Below are 16339 nucleotides of genomic sequence, written 5' to 3' on the forward strand. Positions count from 1 at the left end.
ATGACCGGGACGCCCACGGCCGGTACCGCTGAACCGGCCCACGTCCCACAGCACACTCGGCCGGTCAACCGCTGGACCGTCCTCGTTGTCCTCTGTAGCAGCCTGCTGCTCGTCGCGCTCGACGCCACCGTGCTGCACGTGGCCGTCCCCGCCGTCACCGAGGACCTGCACCCGGGCGCGATACAGCTGCTGTGGATCGTCGACGCCTATCCGCTCGTCGCCGCCTCCCTGCTCATCCTTTTCGGTACTCTCGGCGACCGGGTCGGCAGACGCCGTGTGCTGCTCATGGGTTACGGGCTGTTCGCCGGCGCCTCCGCGATCGCCGCGTTCGCGCCCAGCGCGCACATTCTCATCGCGGCCCGCGCCCTGCTCGGCGTCGGCGGCGCGATGATCATGCCCGCGACGCTGTCGATCATCCGCCAGGTCTTTCCCGACCGCCGTGAGCGGGCGGTCGCCATCGGCATCTGGACCGCCGTGGCCGCGGTCGGCGCGGCCGTCGGCCCGGTCCTCGGGGGCTTCCTCGTCGAGCACTTCTGGTGGGGCTCGGTCTTCCTCGTCAACATCCCGCTGATGGCCGTGATGCTCCCCCTCGGGCGCTGGCTGCTGCCGGAGTCGCGCGGCGAGCAGGACGGCCCCTGGGACGTCTTCGGCGCGCTCACCGCTGCGGCAGGGGTCCTCGGCGCCGTCCTCGGCGTCAAGGATCTCGGCGGCGGCCACGGCTCCGGCCGCCTCGGCGGGATCGTCCCGCTGCTGGTCGGGGTGGCGCTGCTGGTGATGTTCGTGCGGCGGCAGCGGCGGCGCGAGCATCCCCTTATCGACATGCGGATGTTCTCCCGGCCCGCCTTCAGCACCTCCGTCGGCTGCATCGTCCTCGCCATGCTCGCGCTCGTCGGCCTGGAGCTCATCGCCGTCCAGTACCTGCAGCTCGTGCTCGGGCTAAGCCCCTTCTCGACCGGCCTGCGGCTGCTCCCGCTCACCTTCGCCGCGATGGCCGCCGGCCTCTTCGGCTCCCGCCTGCTGCAACGGCTCGGCCCGCGCACCATGGTCAGCCTCGGCTTCCTGCTCACCGCTCTCGCCGTGCTTGGCCTCACCGTCATGGGCCAGCACGACCGGCCCTGGCTGCTGACCGGCGGCTTCGTCCTGCTCGGCTTCGGCCTGGAGACGACGCTCTTCGGCGCCTACGAGTCCATGCTCAGCGAGGCCCCCGCGGCCCAGGCGGGCGGCGCCGCGGCCATCGGTGAGACCTCCTACCAACTCGGTGCCGGCATCGGCATCGCCCTTCTCGGCAGCGTCATGAACGCCGCCTACGCCCCCGGCCTCGCCCGTGTCCCCGGCGTGCCTTCCTCCTCCTCCGCCGAGGCCGCCAAGTCCCTCGGCGAGGCCTACGACGTCTCCGGCCGCCTCGGTGGCCCGGCCGGGGCCGCCTTGCGCCATGCCGCGCGTCACTCCTTTGTGCACGGGCTGCACATGACGCTGTTCGTCAGCGCCGGGCTGCTGCTCCTCGGCGCCGTCGCCGCCTTGCGCCTGCCGCGGGTCATGGAGTGCGGCGCCGCTGCGGCCGCCGCCGTCGCCGGCATCCCGGCGCAGGCCGATCCTGCCGAGGTCCCGGCCCGCGAGCGCGCCCTCGCCCGCTGACGGCGAGCCGTGCTCTACCCCGTACCGGCGGCAGGGCGTAGCGTCGGGCGGGACGCTGGAAGATCACCGGAGGGACGAGGATGTCCGCTGGAAGGCTGCCGCGATTCGACGCGGGCGATCCGCTCGGGATCGACGATTTGCTGAGCGACGAGGACCTGGCGGTGCGGGACACGGTCCGGAGCTGGGCGGCGGACCGGGTGCTGCCGCACATCGCGCAGTGGTACGAGAACGGGGAGCTGCCGGTCATCCGGGAGCTGGCCCGGGAGCTGGGCGCGATCGGGGCGCTGGGGATGCCGCTGTCGGGGTATGGCTGCGCGGGGGCGAGCGCGGTGCAGTACGGGCTGGCGTGCCTGGAGCTGGAGGCGGCGGATTCGGGGATCCGGTCGCTGGTGTCGGTACAGGGGTCGCTGGCGATGTACGCGATCCACCGGTTCGGCTCGGCGGAGCAGAAGGAGCGGTGGCTGCCGGGGATGGCGGCGGGCGAGGTGATCGGCTGCTTCGGGCTGACGGAGCCGGACCATGGTTCGGATCCGGCGGGGATGCGGACGTATGCGAAGCGGGACGGCTCGGACTGGGTGCTGACGGGCCGCAAAATGTGGATCACCAATGGCTCGGTGGCCGGGGTGGCGGTGGTGTGGGCCCGCACGGACGACGGCATTCGCGGGTTTGTCGTCCCGACACGGGAGCCGGGCTTCTCGGCGCCGGAGATCAGGCACAAGTGGTCGCTGCGTGCCTCGGTCACCAGCGAGCTGGTGATGGACGACGTGCGGCTGCCCGCCGATGCCGTACTCCCCGAGGTGACGGGGCTGCGCGGGCCGCTCAGCTGTCTGAGCCATGCGCGCTACGGCATCGTGTGGGGTGCGATGGGTGCTGCCCGCAGCAGTTTCGAGTCGGCGCTGGAGTACGCGAAGACGCGTGAGCAGTTCGGCCGGCCCATCGGCGGGTTCCAGCTGACGCAGGCGAAGCTGGCGGACATGGCGGTGGAGCTGCACAAGGGCATTCTGTTGGCGCACCACCTGGGGCGGCGGATGGACGCCGGACGGCTGCGGCCGGAACAGGTGAGCTTCGGCAAGCTGAACAATGTGCGGGAGGCGATCGAGATCTGCCGGACGGCCCGTACGATCCTGGGCGCGAACGGGATTTCGCTCGAGTATCCGGTGATGCGGCACGCGACGAACCTGGAATCGGTGCTCACCTACGAGGGCACCGTCGAGATGCATCAGCTGGTGCTGGGCAAGGCGCTCACCGGGCTGGACGCCTTCCGCTGAGCGGAGAATCGGACATCAGCCGGTGAGCTGCCTCGCTCAGCTCTGGTTGAAGAAGCCGTCGCCGCCACTGCGGTGGTCGGCGTTGACGACCTTGTAGTCGGCGGGGGTGAGCAGGAAGACCCGCGTGGCGACGCGCTCGATCGAGCCGCGCAGTCCGAAGGTGAGTCCGGCGGCGAAGTCGACGACGCGCTTGGCGTCGGACGGCTCCATGGCCGTGAGGTTGACGATTACGGGGATGCCGTCGCGGAAGAGCTCGCCGATGCCGCGGGCGTCCCGGAAACCGTCCGGGGTGACGGTGGCGATCCGCCGGCCCTCGTCATGCGCCGAGTCGGCGGCCACTCGCACCCGGGGGTCGGTGACCCAGGATTGGCCGGGCTCGGCGCCCTCGGCGTAGTCGGCGTAGTCCTCGTCGTAGTAGTTCTCGCCGCCGTTGTCGTCAACGAGGCCCAGCCAGGCACTCGCCCGTCGAACAGAACCCATGGACGCCTCCTCTCATACGCGGTCTGTACCGTCCGCACCTCTATCGTCGTCCATGATGCGGATGATGCGCCAAGCGGATAGCCGCCGCACAGAGGATTCGTGACACAGCTGGTGCACAAAGAGATCGCCGTGGAGTCAAGCGGCGCTTGAGTCAAAGCAGCTGACGGGACGCCGGATAACCTTCCCCACTGGAGAGTGACGAAACAGAGCCGGTTAGCCGTATAGCATGACGGGCCGATGATGTGATCACAAGCCCCGAAGGCGAAGTTCGGAATCGTCAGGCCATCACGGTCCGAATGAGGTGGAGAGAAAAGCCGGAGAGCGAGGGAGGTGGCGCGTGTGTGAGGCAGGGGAAGCCGTCTCAGCCCGCCGCAGGCACAGGCACAGGCCCGGAGCGGACTACAAGGTCAGCGACAACACGACGACGACCACACCCGACCGAAGTCGATGTGGTCGCGGGTGACCAGCTGACAAGTACGCATGACGCCAGTGGATCAGGCTGTCGTTATTCCGTCAACTGTGCTGAGACGGGCTGATCAGTATTCGGACATGCTTGACAGTGCATGGAATCCGGGCCCTACCCTGGGGCAGAGCCGTAATGGCCCGCCGCGTTGAGGGACGCGGTCGTGTGCAGGCAGTGCCCGTGATCCATCTGTGCGTCCACGGAGTCTCCGCATGCCTGCCTGCCCTGGTTCGCTCTCTTCCGGTATCCCGGTCCTGGTCATCGTCGGCGCCGGCCCGCGCGGTACCGGACTGGTCGAGCGCATCGCCGCCAACGCCGCCGAGCTGTACGGCGAAAGCCGCCGCCTCGACATCCACCTCGTGGACCCGTTCCCGCCCGGCGGCGGCCGGGTGTGGCGGCACGAGCAGTCTCCGCTGCTGTGGATGAACTCCATGGCCGAGGACGTCACCATGTTCACCGACGACTCCGTGGAGTGCGAGGGCCCCATACGCACCGGCCCCGCACTCGACGAGTGGGCCGCGCGGATCCGGGGCGGCGAGCTCGACCCGCCCCCCGACCCCGAGCTGGCCGCCGAGGTGGCCCGCCTCACCAGCCAGAGCTTCGGCACCCGTCGGTTGCAAGCCGCCTATATGGCCTGGGTCTACGAGCAGTCGGCCGCCGCCCTGCCGCCCGGCATCACCATCACCGTCCATCCGCACCGGGCGGTACGGATCACCGGGCCGCGTGACGGGCGCCAGAGCGTGTGGCTCGACGGCGGCCCCGGACCGCTTAGCGCCGACCTCGTCGTGCTCGCCCTCGGCCACCTGGACGCCGAACCGGACGAGGAGCAGCTGGCGCTGTCCGGCTTCGCCGCCGGCCAGGAACTGGCCTACCTGCCACCGGAGTTCACCGCCGACAGTGACCTGTCGGTGCTGGAGCCGGGCGAGCCGGTGATCGTTCGCGGCTTCGGGCTCGCCTTCGTCGACCTGATGGTGCTGCTCACCGAGGGCCGCGGCGGCCGGTTCGAGCCGGACGGCCTCGGCGCAGTGGTCTACCGCCCTTCCGGCCGGGAGCCGGTGCTGTACGTCGGCTCGCGGCGCGGCGTTCCGTACCGCTCCAAGATCGGCTACAGCTGGCGCGGCGAGCGGCCCCCGCTGCCCCGTTTCTTCGGCCCCGCCCAGGTCGATGAGCTGCTGGGCCGGCCGGCGAAGCCCGACTTCCGCCGGGACATCTGGCCGCTGGTGGAGAAGGAGCTCGGCTTCGCCCACTACCACCAGCTCTTCACCGCCCACCCCGAGCGCACCGCAGTCAACTGGCCGGATTTCGAGGAGAAGTACGCCGCCGCCGACCCCGGCAGCGCCGAACTGCAGGTCCTGGTCGCCGGGGCCGTCCCCGACCCGGCCGACCGGCTCGACCTCGCCGCCCTGGACCAGCCGCTGGCCGGCCTGCGCTTCCCCGACACCGACGCCCTCCAGGACGGACTGCGCGCCCACATCTCGGCTGATCTCGCCCGCCGCCACGACCCGGCGTACAGCCCCGACCTCGCGGTCTTTCTCGGGCTGCTGTCGGTCTACGGGCAGATGATCCGCCTTGGTGACGTCGGCGGCTGGTGGCATGGCTTCTTCAGCTACCTCGCCTCCGGGCCGCCCGGTCCCCGGCTGCGGCAGCTGCTCGCGCTCTCCGAGGCCGGGGTCGTCCGCTTCCTCGGCGCGGACACCGCCGTCGAGGCCGATCCGGTACGCGGAGTCTTCCGGGCCTCCAGCGCCAGTGTGCCGGGCGGGAGTGTGGAGGCACGGGCGCTGGTGGAGGCGAGGCTGCCCGAGCCGACGGTGGACCGGACCAGGGACCCGCTGCTGAGCGCCCTGCGGGCAGAGGGAGTACCGTCCACCCCCACCGGGCTGATCGCGGTCACTTCGGATGACGGCCGGATCGTGGACCGCACCGGACGCCCGCACCCGCGCCGCTTCGCGCTCGGCCCGCACACCGACGCCCGCGCCGCCGGGGCCTTCGCCCGCCCCCGTACCAACGCGCCCGCCTTCCGGCAGAACGACGCTGTGGCCCGTGCGCTGCTGTCGTTCGCGAGGTCGGCGGTCTGTACCGCCACGACGCCGTGCTGAAGCGGTAGCACGGCCTGCCCAGAAACCGGCTGACCCACCGCGTTCGACCGGGCCGCATCCGCCGCGACCACTACACGGAGGCCTTGACTCGATGCCCGCACCAACCCGTCCACTGCACCTGGCCGTCGCCATCGACGGCCGGCGGAAGTACAGCGCCGCCTCCGCCTACTACGTCGAGCTGGCGCGGCTCGCCGAACACGGCACCCTGGACTTCGTCACCCTCGAGGACTCCCCGGCCCCGCCCGAGGACGGTACCGGCCGGCTCGACGCGCTCGCCGTCCTCACCCGGGTCGCCCCGGCGACCGACCGGATCGGTCTCGTGCCGACCGTCACCACCACCCACACAGGACCCTTCCCTGTCCCGGCCGCCCTCGCGACCCTGGACCGGGTCAGCGACGGCCGGGCCGGCTGGACGGTCCGGGTGTCCACCACCGGGGCCGGGGTCTCCGTCCTCGGCCCGTCCGGCGTGCCCGGCTCCCCGCAGGGCGACCCGGTGATCTCCGTCCCCGTCACCGACCCGGACACCTCGGAGATCGCCGCCCGGTACGCCGACGTCGCATATATCCGCGCCACCGACCGGCCCTCGGCCGGCACGGCCCGCGAAGCCCTGCGCACCCGCGCCAGTGCCCACGGCCGGGACCCCGGCGCCCTGACGGTCCTCGCCGACCTCGCCGTCGACTTCAGAGGCGGCGAGAACCGTGCCGGCGCCATCGGGCACTCCGGCGGCCCGCTCTACCAGGGCGGCCCCGTGCACCTCGCGGACCTCATCGCCGACTGGCAGCAGTCCGGCGCCGTCGACGGCTTCCACATCCGCCCCCTCGACCCGCCCCGGGACCTGGAGCGCTTCGTCAACGGCACGGTGGCCCTGCTCCAGCACCGGAGTCTCTTCCGCGGCTTCTACCCCGGTACGACGCTCCGCGAGCACCTGGGGCTGGCCCGCCCGGTGAATCGTTACAGCCTGGCCCGGGAGGCGGACCGATGAGTGCGATGGAATGCCCCGAGCCCCTCCACGTTGGCATCCGTACGCAATACGAGGGAACGACGCTGCGCGACCGGCTCGGTCTGCGGCAGCCGGTATGGGAGGCTTGATCGATATGAGCACTGAGTCCGAGGAAGAACAGCAGAGCTGGAAGGCCTGGCGTGAGCAGCGCGCCGAGACCGTTTCGGCGCCGTACGGGTCACTGTCGCTGACCGGCACATACTGGCTGGTCGACGCGGTGGACGGCCGGATCGAGGGCGTACCGGGCCACTGGGCGCAGACCGGGGACGGCGACGGGGTGGTCCTCACGGCCGGGCCGGACGACGGGCTCACCGTCGACGGACGGCCCCTGGACGGCGCCGTCCCGCTCATCGCCGACACCGGCCCGGTGGACGCCTCCCGTCTCGTACACGGCGAACGGCGGCTGGTGGTGCTGCACCGCGAGGGCCTGTGGGCGGTACGGATCTGGGACCCGGCCGCCGGTGCCCGGCTCGCCTTCGCCGGGATCGAGGCCTTCGACTACGACCCGCGGTGGGTGCTGCCCGCCGTCTTCCGCCCGTACGGCGAGGACCGCTCCGTCCGGGTCCCCAACGCGGACGGGGTGGAGCGCGGGCTGGCCGTCGGTGGCGAGCTGGCCTTCACCGTCGGCGGCACCGGGCACTCCCTGGCCGTCGCCGTCGAGCCGGACGGTTCCCTCTGGGGCGTCATCGCCGACGGCACCAGCGGCACCGGCAGCTTCCGTTTCCGCTTCATCCGCCCGCCGGCGCCCGCAGCCGACGGTTCGGTGGTGCTCGACCTCAACCGTGCGCTGCTGCCGCCGTGTGCCTTCGCGGACGGATTCATCTGCCCGTTCCCGCCGCCCGGGAACACCCTCCCGTTCCCGGTGGAGGCGGGGGAGCGCGCCGTACTCACCAAGTGAGGCACCCGCCGGAGCAGGCGATCCGGCGGTTGTTTTGACCGCCGGATCGCCGTTTCGTCATGGTTACGCGGCCGAAAGGCACTCTTGTGCGTTTGTGTCCCGTTCTGGATACTCCTCTAAGCACATTCGAGGAGGATCACGTGAGGACTGAGCGAACCAATCCCCGCAGCGGTACCGCAAGACGCGTCCGGCCGTTCGCCGTCGCGTTCTGCCTGCTGACCGCCGTCGTGCTCTCCGTGCCCCCGGCCGGCGCCGCCGCTTCGGCAGAGGCCACCCCGGAGCGTGCGGCCGCTGTCGCCGGGCGCCTCGGCGCCGGTGTGACCGCCGGCGCGTACTACGACGCCAGAGCCGGCGCCACCATCGTCGATGTCACCACCGCCTACGCCGCCGAGGCGGTGCGCCGGGCCGGCGCGGTGCCCAGGCTCGTCCGGCACAGCTCCGCCCAGCTGGCCGGCGCAGGCGCGGCCGTCCTGGCCGCCGATGTCGCCGGCACCGCCTGGGGCGTGGATCCCCGGACCAACAGGCTTGTGCTCAGCGCCGACGGCACTGTCTCCAAGGCCGAGCTGGCCAAGCTCAAGGCCGCCACCGCTTCCTACGGCAGTGCCGTGAGCATCGCGCGGACATCCGGGACGTTCAAGAAGCTGATCGCGGGCGGTGACGCCATCTACGGCGGTTCCTACCGCTGCTCGCTGGGCTTCAATGTCGTCAGCGGGAGCACGTACTACTTCCTGACCGCCGGCCACTGCGGAAAGGCCGCCTCCACCTGGTACAGCGACCTCGGTCACCTCACGGCGCTGGGTACCAACGCGGGCTACAGCTTCCCGGGCAACGACTACGCCCTCGTCCGCTACACCAACGGCTCGGTCCCGAAGCCGGGCGCTGTCGGCAGCCAGGACATCACCAGCGCCGGCGACGCCTACATCGGCGAGTCCGTCTCCCGGAGCGGCAGCAGCAGCGGCACTCGCACCGGCACCGTCACCGGGCTCGGCTACACGGTCAACTACGGCGACGGCAACATCGTCCGCCAGCTGATCCGCGCGAATGTCTGCGCCGACAGCGGTGACTCCGGCGGCCCGTTGTACTCCGGACCCATCGCCCTCGGTATTACCTCCGGCGGCAGCGGCGACTGCGCCTCGGGCGGTACGACCTTCTTCCAGCCGGTCACCGAAGCGCTCAGCGCGTACGGCGTCAGTGTCTACTGACCCTTCAGGGTCCCTCTACTGGTAAGGACACCCTTCGGTGCCCTTGTGCAGCCGCCACAGGGCGGCAATACTCCTGCGCAGTGCTTGTCAGGGGCATGACGTATGGTGTCCCTGCCTGCGCCTCACGGGCCCGCACCCCCCGGACCTTTTCCACCCCCCACAGGAGGAACCAGTGAGGACCACGCGCACTCCCCACCGCAGCGGTATCGTCAGACGAGCGCGGCTGATCGCCGTGGCGTCCGGCCTGCTGGCCGCCACCGCTCTCTCCCTGCCCGCCGCCAACGCTGCCCCCCAGGCGAAGGCCACTCCCGAGCGCGCGGCCGCGGTTGCCAAGTCCCTCGGCGCGAATGTCACCGCCGGCTCGTACTACGACGCCAAGACCAAGGCGACCGTCGTCAACGTCACCACCACCGCCGCCGCGCAGACCGTGCGCGCCGCGGGCGCGGTACCCAAGCTGGTCAAGTACAGCTCCGCCCGGCTGGCCAAGGCCGACAAGGCCACCCTGGCCGCCAACATCGGCGGCACCGCCTGGTCGGTCGACCCCAAGACCGACAAGCTGGTCGTCAGCGCCGACGGCACTGTCTCCAAGGCCGAGCTGGCCAAGCTCAAGGCCGCCACCGCTTCCTACGGCAGTGCCGTGAGCATCGCGCGGACATCCGGGACGTTCAAGAAGCTGATCGCGGGCGGTGACGCCATCTACGGCGGTTCCTACCGCTGCTCGCTGGGCTTCAATGTCGTCAGCGGGAGCACGTACTACTTCCTGACCGCCGGCCACTGCGGACAGGTCGCCTCCACCTGGTACAGCAACTCCGGCCACACCACCACTCTCGGGACGAATGTCAGCTACAGCTTCCCGACCAATGACTATGCCCTGGTGAAGTACACCAACACCTCGATCACCAAGTCCGGCACCGCCGGCAACACGGACATCACCAGCTCCGGCACCGCCTACGTCGGCGAGTCGGTCCTGCGGTCCGGATCCACCACCGGTATCCACTCCGGCTCCGTGACCAGCCTCAACGCCACCGTCAACTACGGCAGCGGCGACGTCGTCTACCAGATGATCGGCACCAACGTCTGCGCCGAGAGCGGTGACTCCGGCGGCGCCATGTACACCTCCGGTGGCATCGCCCTCGGCCTCACCTCGGGCGGTAGCGGTAACTGCACCTCGGGCGGTGTGACCTACTTCCAGCCCGTCGCCGAAGCGCTCAGCTACTACGGCGTGAGCGTGTTCTGAGCCTCTTCCGAACTCCGGGGCCCGGCAGGCGGGGGAGCGCCCGCCGGGCCCCGGCCACGCGTGTCCAGCTCGCCCGCGCCGCCGCGCTGGGTGGGATGTCAGGTGAGGCGTACGTCCCGCTTCTCGCTCTCCTGCGCCACGAAGCCCAGGAGCCGCTCGCCTTCCTCCACGACCGCTGCGCGGTCGCGTGCGGTGAGCGGGACATAGGGCTCCACGGTGAGGGTGGCGGAGCCGTTCCGCTCCTCGATCCGCCAGGTGCCGTGCACGAAGCCGTCGACGAGGAGACCGCCGCGCTTCTCGCGGCCGGAGAGCAGGAACCGCTGACGGTGTTCGTCGGTGAGGAAGACCCGGCTGCGGTCGGCGTGGGAGAGGAGGAGATTGTCGTACTGGGGGAGGAAGCGGGGCGGGGCCGGGGTGTCGGGGGAAGGCAGGGGGAGGCCGTCGATGTCGTAGAGCTGGGTGCCGTTTTCGTCGCGGTAGGGACGGAGCCGCGGCCGCAGGCGGTCGATGACGGCGCGTACGCCGGTGAAGCCGGACCAGACGACGATGTCCTTGACGGAGGCGGGCCCGAAGGCGGCCAGGTAGCGGAGGACCGCGGAATCGGGAGTGGAGTCGTCGGCGACGGGGTGGCCGAGCCAGGATTCCGCGGGAAGGTGCACGGCCGCGCCCGAGCGGCGCCAGAGGCCGCGCGGCGGGGGCTGGACGAGGGGGACGCGGGCGGAGACGGCGAGGGCGAGGGCGAGCCGGTCACGGTCGGGCCACTGCTCACGGAGGAGTTCGCCGAGGCGGCCGGCAGTGAGGGGCTGCTCGTCGAGGATTCTGCGCCCGGCGGCGGCGACCGGCCAGGTGTCCAACCCGGCGAGTTGCTTCCCGAAGCTGCTGAGCAGCCGGCGCTCGATCATCGGCTGCATGACAGGGCGCAGGGCAAGACAGTCCCCGGCGGTGACCAGGTGGACCGTCCCCCGCATCAGGGTCAGCCGTACCGCGCGACGCTCTGTGAGAAGCGCCGACAGACCGGCCGGCGTGAAGGCGGCCAGCCGGGACCACAGGGCGGCGTAGGGATCCTGGGGCACCTGGGCCTGCAGGCCGACGAGGTGTTCCAGGGCGGCCTCGGTGGTGAGGCCCGACCGCCGGAGCAGCAGCTGCCGCTCCACGAGGGCGCGCCCCAGGGTCCTGCGGTCCAGTACGGGTTCCATGGTCGTAAACGGTACGGACCGATGCGGTCAGCTCCTGTCCGCAATGGCTGGCAGACTGGCGCCATGCTGGAGACCTCCGCACGGCTGCTGCGTCTGCTGTCACTGCTCCAGTCGCGCCGCGACTGGACGGGGCCCGATCTGGCCGAGCGGCTGGACGTCACCCCGCGCACGGTCCGCCGTGACGTGGAGCGGCTGCGTGCCCTCGGCTACCCGGTGCACGCCACGCCCGGCACGGCCGGGGGCTACCGGCTGGGCGCGGGCGCCGCGCTGCCGCCGCTGCTGCTCGACGACGAGGAGGCGGTGGCGATCGCGCTCTGCCTGCGCACCGGGGCGGGCGGCACGGTCGCCGGGATCGAGGAGACCTCGCTGCGGGCGCTGGCCAAGCTGGAGCAGGTGCTGCCCTCGCGGCTGCGGCACCGGGTGCAGGCGATGCAGGCGGTCGCGGTCTCGGACCGTACGTACGGGCCGATGGTCGGGCAGGACGTCCTGACCGCCATCGGGGCGGCGTGCCGTGACCGGGAGCGGCTGCGCTTCGACTACCTGGGCCACGACGGTGCGTCGAGCCGGCGCACCGTGGAGCCGCACCGCCTGGTGCACCACGCGCGCCGGTGGTACCTGCTGGCCTGGGACACCGGCCGGGAGGACTGGCGGACCTTCCGGGTCGACCGGATGGACCCGAAGTCGCCGACCGGCCCGCGCTTCACCCCGCGCGAGCCCCCGATGGAAGCGGCGGCGTATGTGGCGGCCGGGGTGACCTCGCGTGCGTACCGCTACCAGGCGGTGGTGGCGCTGCGGGCCCCGGCGGAGACGGTCTCGCAGTACACGTCCTCAGGTTTCGCGACGGTGGAGGCGGTGGACGCGGACAGCTGCCTGCTGCGCACCGGCTTCGAGTCGCTGGACTCGCTCGCGCTCTACCTGGGGCTGTTCGGAGTCGACTTCGAGGTGCACGAGCCGCCAGAGCTCAAGGAGCGGCTGCGGGTGGTCGCGGAGCGGCTGATACGGGGGACATAGCGCCCTCCGGACCGGCGCCCGGAAGGGCACTGCGAGGTACCGTGGAGTTACTGCGGTACCGGACGGCAGGGGGCCGTGATGGTCGTGGAGTTGATAGCTGCCGGGCTCTCGGCCGGTGTGGTGTACTTCCTGGCCGGGGCACGCGTTGTGCAGCAGTTCGAACGAGGCGTGGTCTTCCGGTTCGGCCGCCTCAAGGATCAGGTGCGGGCGCCCGGGTTCACCATGATCATTCCGATCGTGGACCGGCTGCGGAAGGTCAATCTGCAGATTGTCACCATGCCGGTGCCCGGCCAGGACGGCATCACCCGGGACAATGTCACCGTCAAGGTGGACGCGGTCGTCTACTTCAAGGTGATCAACGCGGCCGATGCGATCGTGCGGGTCGAGGACTACAAGTTCGCGGTGTCGCAGGTCGCGCAGACATCGCTGCGCTCGATCATCGGCAAGAGCGATCTGGACGATCTGCTGTCGAACCGCGAAAAGCTCAACCAGGGCCTCGAAGTGATGATCGACAGCCCCGCGCTGGGGTGGGGCGTGCAGATCGACCGGGTCGAGATCAAGGACGTATCGCTGCCCGAGACCATGAAGCGGTCGATGGCCCGGCAGGCGGAGGCCGACCGGGAGCGGCGGGCGCGGGTGATCAACGCGGACGCGGAGCTCCAGGCGTCGAAGAAGCTCGCCGAGGCGGCCGAGGTCATGCAGGACCAGCCGGCCGCGCTTCAGCTTCGGCTGTTGCAGACGGTGGTGGCGGTCGCCGCCGAGAAGAACTCCACGCTGGTGCTGCCGTTCCCGGTGGAGCTGCTGCGCTTCCTGGAGCGGGCGACGCCGGCGTCCGAGGCCTCGCCGCAGGCGGTTCGGGGCGGCGCGGCGGTGCCGGCGGCCCAAGCGCCCCCGGCAGTGGAGAAGGCGTCGGCCGATGGGGCGTCGGCCGATGGGGCGCGGACGGAGGACGGCGCCGGCCAGGAGCGGGAGCGGGAGTGAGAGACCGCGCGGCCCGATCGGTGGGCGGACCTCAGCCGCCGGACGGGCCGGTCTTCGCGGGACGCAGGACAAACGGGGTCGTCGTCGCCACCGGCAGCAGGCCGAGGCGGGACAGGATGGGGCGGCTGTCGGCGGACGCGTCGACCTGGACGTAGCGGAAACCGCGGTCGGCGGCGAGGCGGGCGCGGTGGGCGAGGGTGGCGCGGTAGATGCCGCGGCCGCGCCAGGCGGGGAGGGTGGAGCCGCCCCACAGGGATACGAAGCCGGTGCCCTGGTGGAAGCGGGCCCATGCCGCGCAGACCACCGTGTCGTCCGCCTCGGCGGTGACCACGACGCAGGGGTCGCCCGGTCCGGCCAGTTCCCGCTCCAGGACGTCGGGCAGCCAGCTGTGGTCCCGGCCCCAGACGGCCTCCTCCAGCGCGCGGACGCGTTCCAGGTCGGTACGGGAGGTGATCTCCCGCAGCCGTACGCCCTCGGGCAGCTCCGCCGGAGAGGCGAGCCCGGCGGCGTCGCCGATGAGCACGGTCTCCGGCTCCTCGGGGACGAAGCCCGCCGCACGCAGCCGCTCCGGCAGGTCGGCGGGCAGATCGTGGCTGTGGTGCTTCCACTCGACTTCAAGGCCGAGGGCGGTGAAGTGGTCGCGCTGGGCCGCGATGAAGGAGTCGAGTGCGGCGCCGTCGAGCCCGCCGAGATCCTGGTAGCCGATGAAGCCGTGGCCGCTCTCGTAGATCTTCCTGACAACCGGGCCCACGCTCTCCACCGACCGGTAGGCGGCTGACCCGGCGACGACGCGAGCGCGGAGCTGGCTGTCGTAGGCATCGCGATACGCGAGGGCCCGCGCGGAGAGCTCGCGGGATTCGGGAATTCCGGTGGTGGTCATCGCGGGCAGTCCACCACGTATGACCGGTCCCGGGCCAGCGGTTTTCCGGGCGCGGACGCTACACCGCCGCCCGCACAGGTGGAAGGGGCCTTGCAGATCACGACTCGGTCTCGGAATACTCACCCGTAGCTTGGCGTGGACGCGGCGCCTATGGGGGGCGCAGTCCGTACCGGCATGTCCTCCGTGCCCGCTACACGGACGTGCGGGCACATCCCCCCACGGGAGGTCCGAATTGCTGCACCGACACTTATCCAAGCGGAAAGCCGCACTGATCGGAGCCGGCGTCATCACAGTCACCGCCCTGGCGATCCTGCTGCCCAATGCCAATGCCTCGCAGCCGACGCCGACGCCCAAATCGCTCACCCCCGCCGCCGCGGTCACGCTGGCCTCCAGGCTCACCACGAAACTGGGCGCGGGCACAGCCGGGACGTACTACGACCCCCAGACCGACCACCTGGTCGTCAATGTCCTCGACGACTCGGCCGCCGACACCGTCAGTGCGGCCGGTGCCGTAGCCAAGACCGTAGAGAACAGCACCGCGAAACTCACCGCCGCCGCCCGGACCCTGAAGCAGCGGGCCACCATCCCCGGCACCTCCTGGTCGGTCGACCCCCGCGCCGACCAGCTGCTGGTCACCGTGGACAACACGGTGACCGACGCCAAATGGCGGCACGTGGAGGCCGCCGTCACCTCACTGGGTGACGGTACGGCCCGGATCCACCGGTCGACGGGGAGGTACGAGACCTTCGCCGCGGGCGGCGGAGCCATTTTCGGCGGCGGCGCGCGCTGTTCGCTGGGCTTCAACGTGGTCAAGGCCGGCAAGCCGTTCTTCCTCACCGCAGGACACTGCGGGGTGGACATCGCGAGCTGGTCGGACTCCCGGAACGGCGCCGAGATCGGCCGTACCCAGGCCGCGACCTTCCCCGGCGCCGCCGACTTCGCACTGGTCCGGTACACCGACACGGGCGCAGACCACCCGAGCGCCGTCGACCTCGGCAACGGCCAGCTCCAGCGGATCACCCGGGCCGCGGACCCCACCGTCGGCCAGAGCGTGGTGGGCAGTGGCAGCACCAGCGGGGCGTATGACGGAACGGTCACCGGCCTCGACGCCACCGTCAACTACCCGCAGGGCACCGTCACCGGGCTCATCCAGACCGACATCTGCGCCGAGCCGGGCGACAGCGGAGGACCGCTCTTCTCCGGCGAGACCGCTGTCGGGCTGACGTCGGGAGGCAGCGGCGACTGCACCACCGGAGGTGAGACCTTCTTCCAGCCGGTGACGGCGGCGCTCAGCAAATTTGGTGCTGAGATCGGCTGAGCTACGTATGCGTACAGCCATGTGCGGACGTAGGACGTACTTGGGAGCGGTGGCTCTCAGGTACGTCCGCGGCCGTATCCGTGCCCGTGCCCGTGCCCGGCGAGGGGGAACGCCATCACCGTCGCGCCGACATGCACCGCCCCCGGCGAGCGCGGGGCGCGGGCCGCGTCGTGCAGGTCGACCAGCAAGGCGGCAAGCCGGTGGCGGAAGTCCTCCCAGGCCTCCGGGTCCACCCACAACTCGGCGTCGGCGGTGACACCCGCGCGGTGCGGGGCGCGCCGGGCGGCGCGTTCACGGAGGTTGAAGGAGAGCGCCTCGGCGAGCAGCGGGGCACCTTCCTGCTGTTCCGACAGCGGGGTGCCGTGCACAGCGCGGTATCGGCGCTCCCGGCCGCCGCGGTTCGCGCGGACCTCGGCCAGCTCGACCAGGCCTACCGCGTCGAGCCGGCGCAGATGCTGGCTGGCCAGGGCGTGGGAGATGCCGAGTTCGCGCGCGAGTTCCGCGGCGGACAGGGGGACGGTCCAGATGAGTGACATCATGCGCAGCCGTACGGGATGTGCGAGGGCTCGCAGGGTGGGGTCGGTCGCGGGCATGCGGCTTAGTTAATCGTGCTGGACCGATGGTCCCGCAACCCCCTAGCATTCACTTGGTAGTTGTCTGCGGCCGGAAGGACC

Annotated in this window: 14 protein-coding genes; 10 read left to right on the forward strand and 4 right to left on the reverse strand. The window is 71.3% G+C overall.

The window, feature by feature from the left end; genetic code table 11:
- Positions 1-1635, forward strand: coding sequence for an MFS transporter (locus tag FCI23_RS24675; RefSeq protein WP_136726111.1), 1635 nt, complete (start codon positions 1-3; stop codon positions 1633-1635).
- 80 nt (positions 1636-1715) lie between these two features.
- Positions 1716-2903, forward strand: a complete 1188-nt coding sequence (locus FCI23_RS24680; RefSeq protein ID WP_136726112.1) for an acyl-CoA dehydrogenase family protein — start codon at positions 1716-1718, stop codon at positions 2901-2903.
- A 36-nt stretch (positions 2904-2939) separates the two neighbouring features.
- Here the strand turns inward: FCI23_RS24680 and FCI23_RS24685 are convergent, their stop codons facing one another.
- A complete protein-coding gene (locus FCI23_RS24685) occupies positions 2940-3383 on the reverse strand; it encodes a cell division protein SepF (RefSeq protein WP_136726113.1) in 444 nt (147 codons plus the stop codon).
- A gap of 675 nt (positions 3384-4058) precedes the next feature.
- Between FCI23_RS24685 and FCI23_RS24690 the strand changes: the two genes are divergently transcribed.
- The 5 genes from FCI23_RS24690 to FCI23_RS24710 all read left to right on the forward strand — a co-directional run bounded on the left by FCI23_RS24690 (position 4059) and on the right by FCI23_RS24710 (position 10279).
- A complete protein-coding gene (locus FCI23_RS24690; protein ID WP_136726114.1) occupies positions 4059-5942 on the forward strand; it encodes an FAD/NAD(P)-binding protein in 1884 nt (627 codons plus the stop codon).
- 91 nt (positions 5943-6033) lie between these two features.
- On the forward strand, positions 6034-6924 hold the full coding sequence (locus FCI23_RS24695; RefSeq protein WP_136726115.1) for an LLM class flavin-dependent oxidoreductase: 891 nt from the start codon (positions 6034-6036) through the stop codon (positions 6922-6924).
- Positions 6925-7036: 112 nt separating this feature from the next.
- A complete protein-coding gene (locus FCI23_RS24700) occupies positions 7037-7840 on the forward strand; it encodes a DUF1684 domain-containing protein (protein WP_136726116.1) in 804 nt (267 codons plus the stop codon).
- A 140-nt stretch (positions 7841-7980) separates the two neighbouring features.
- The gene (locus FCI23_RS24705; RefSeq protein ID WP_246143950.1) at positions 7981-9042 is read left to right on the forward strand and encodes a S1 family peptidase; all 1062 of its coding nucleotides are present in this window, start codon (positions 7981-7983) and stop codon (positions 9040-9042) included.
- Between the two features lie 172 nt (positions 9043-9214).
- Positions 9215-10279 carry a S1 family peptidase gene (locus FCI23_RS24710; protein ID WP_136726118.1) on the forward strand — a complete coding sequence of 355 codons (1065 nt, stop codon included), beginning with the start codon at positions 9215-9217 and terminating at the stop codon, positions 10277-10279.
- 98 nt (positions 10280-10377) lie between these two features.
- Here FCI23_RS24710 and FCI23_RS24715 read toward each other — a convergent pair whose 3' ends face one another.
- The gene (locus FCI23_RS24715; protein WP_136726119.1) at positions 10378-11475 is read right to left on the reverse strand and encodes a winged helix DNA-binding domain-containing protein; all 1098 of its coding nucleotides are present in this window, start codon (positions 11473-11475) and stop codon (positions 10378-10380) included.
- Between the two features lie 63 nt (positions 11476-11538).
- On the opposite strand from FCI23_RS24715, the gene FCI23_RS56630 reads away from it, so the two are divergent.
- Positions 11539-12486 carry a helix-turn-helix transcriptional regulator gene (locus FCI23_RS56630; RefSeq protein ID WP_169316925.1) on the forward strand — a complete coding sequence of 316 codons (948 nt, stop codon included), beginning with the start codon at positions 11539-11541 and terminating at the stop codon, positions 12484-12486.
- Between the two features lie 78 nt (positions 12487-12564).
- Complete coding sequence (locus tag FCI23_RS24730) at positions 12565-13467, forward strand: slipin family protein (RefSeq protein WP_136726121.1); 903 nt, start codon at positions 12565-12567, stop codon at positions 13465-13467.
- 31 nt (positions 13468-13498) lie between these two features.
- Here the strand turns inward: FCI23_RS24730 and FCI23_RS24735 are convergent, their stop codons facing one another.
- The gene (locus FCI23_RS24735; protein ID WP_136726122.1) at positions 13499-14347 is read right to left on the reverse strand and encodes a GNAT family N-acetyltransferase; all 849 of its coding nucleotides are present in this window, start codon (positions 14345-14347) and stop codon (positions 13499-13501) included.
- Between the two features lie 232 nt (positions 14348-14579).
- Here FCI23_RS24735 and FCI23_RS24740 point away from each other — a divergent pair, with 232 nt between their 5' ends.
- Complete coding sequence (locus tag FCI23_RS24740; protein WP_136726123.1) at positions 14580-15665, forward strand: S1 family peptidase; 1086 nt, start codon at positions 14580-14582, stop codon at positions 15663-15665.
- A 56-nt stretch (positions 15666-15721) separates the two neighbouring features.
- Here the strand turns inward: FCI23_RS24740 and FCI23_RS24745 are convergent, their stop codons facing one another.
- On the reverse strand, positions 15722-16258 hold the full coding sequence (locus FCI23_RS24745; RefSeq protein WP_136726124.1) for an ArsR/SmtB family transcription factor: 537 nt from the start codon (positions 16256-16258) through the stop codon (positions 15722-15724).
- Positions 16259-16339: the final 81 nt, after the last annotated feature.

Origin of the sequence: Actinacidiphila oryziradicis (assembly GCF_005047355.1) — a bacterium.
GTDB classification, from domain to species: Bacteria; Actinomycetota; Actinomycetes; order Streptomycetales; family Streptomycetaceae; genus Actinacidiphila; species Actinacidiphila oryziradicis.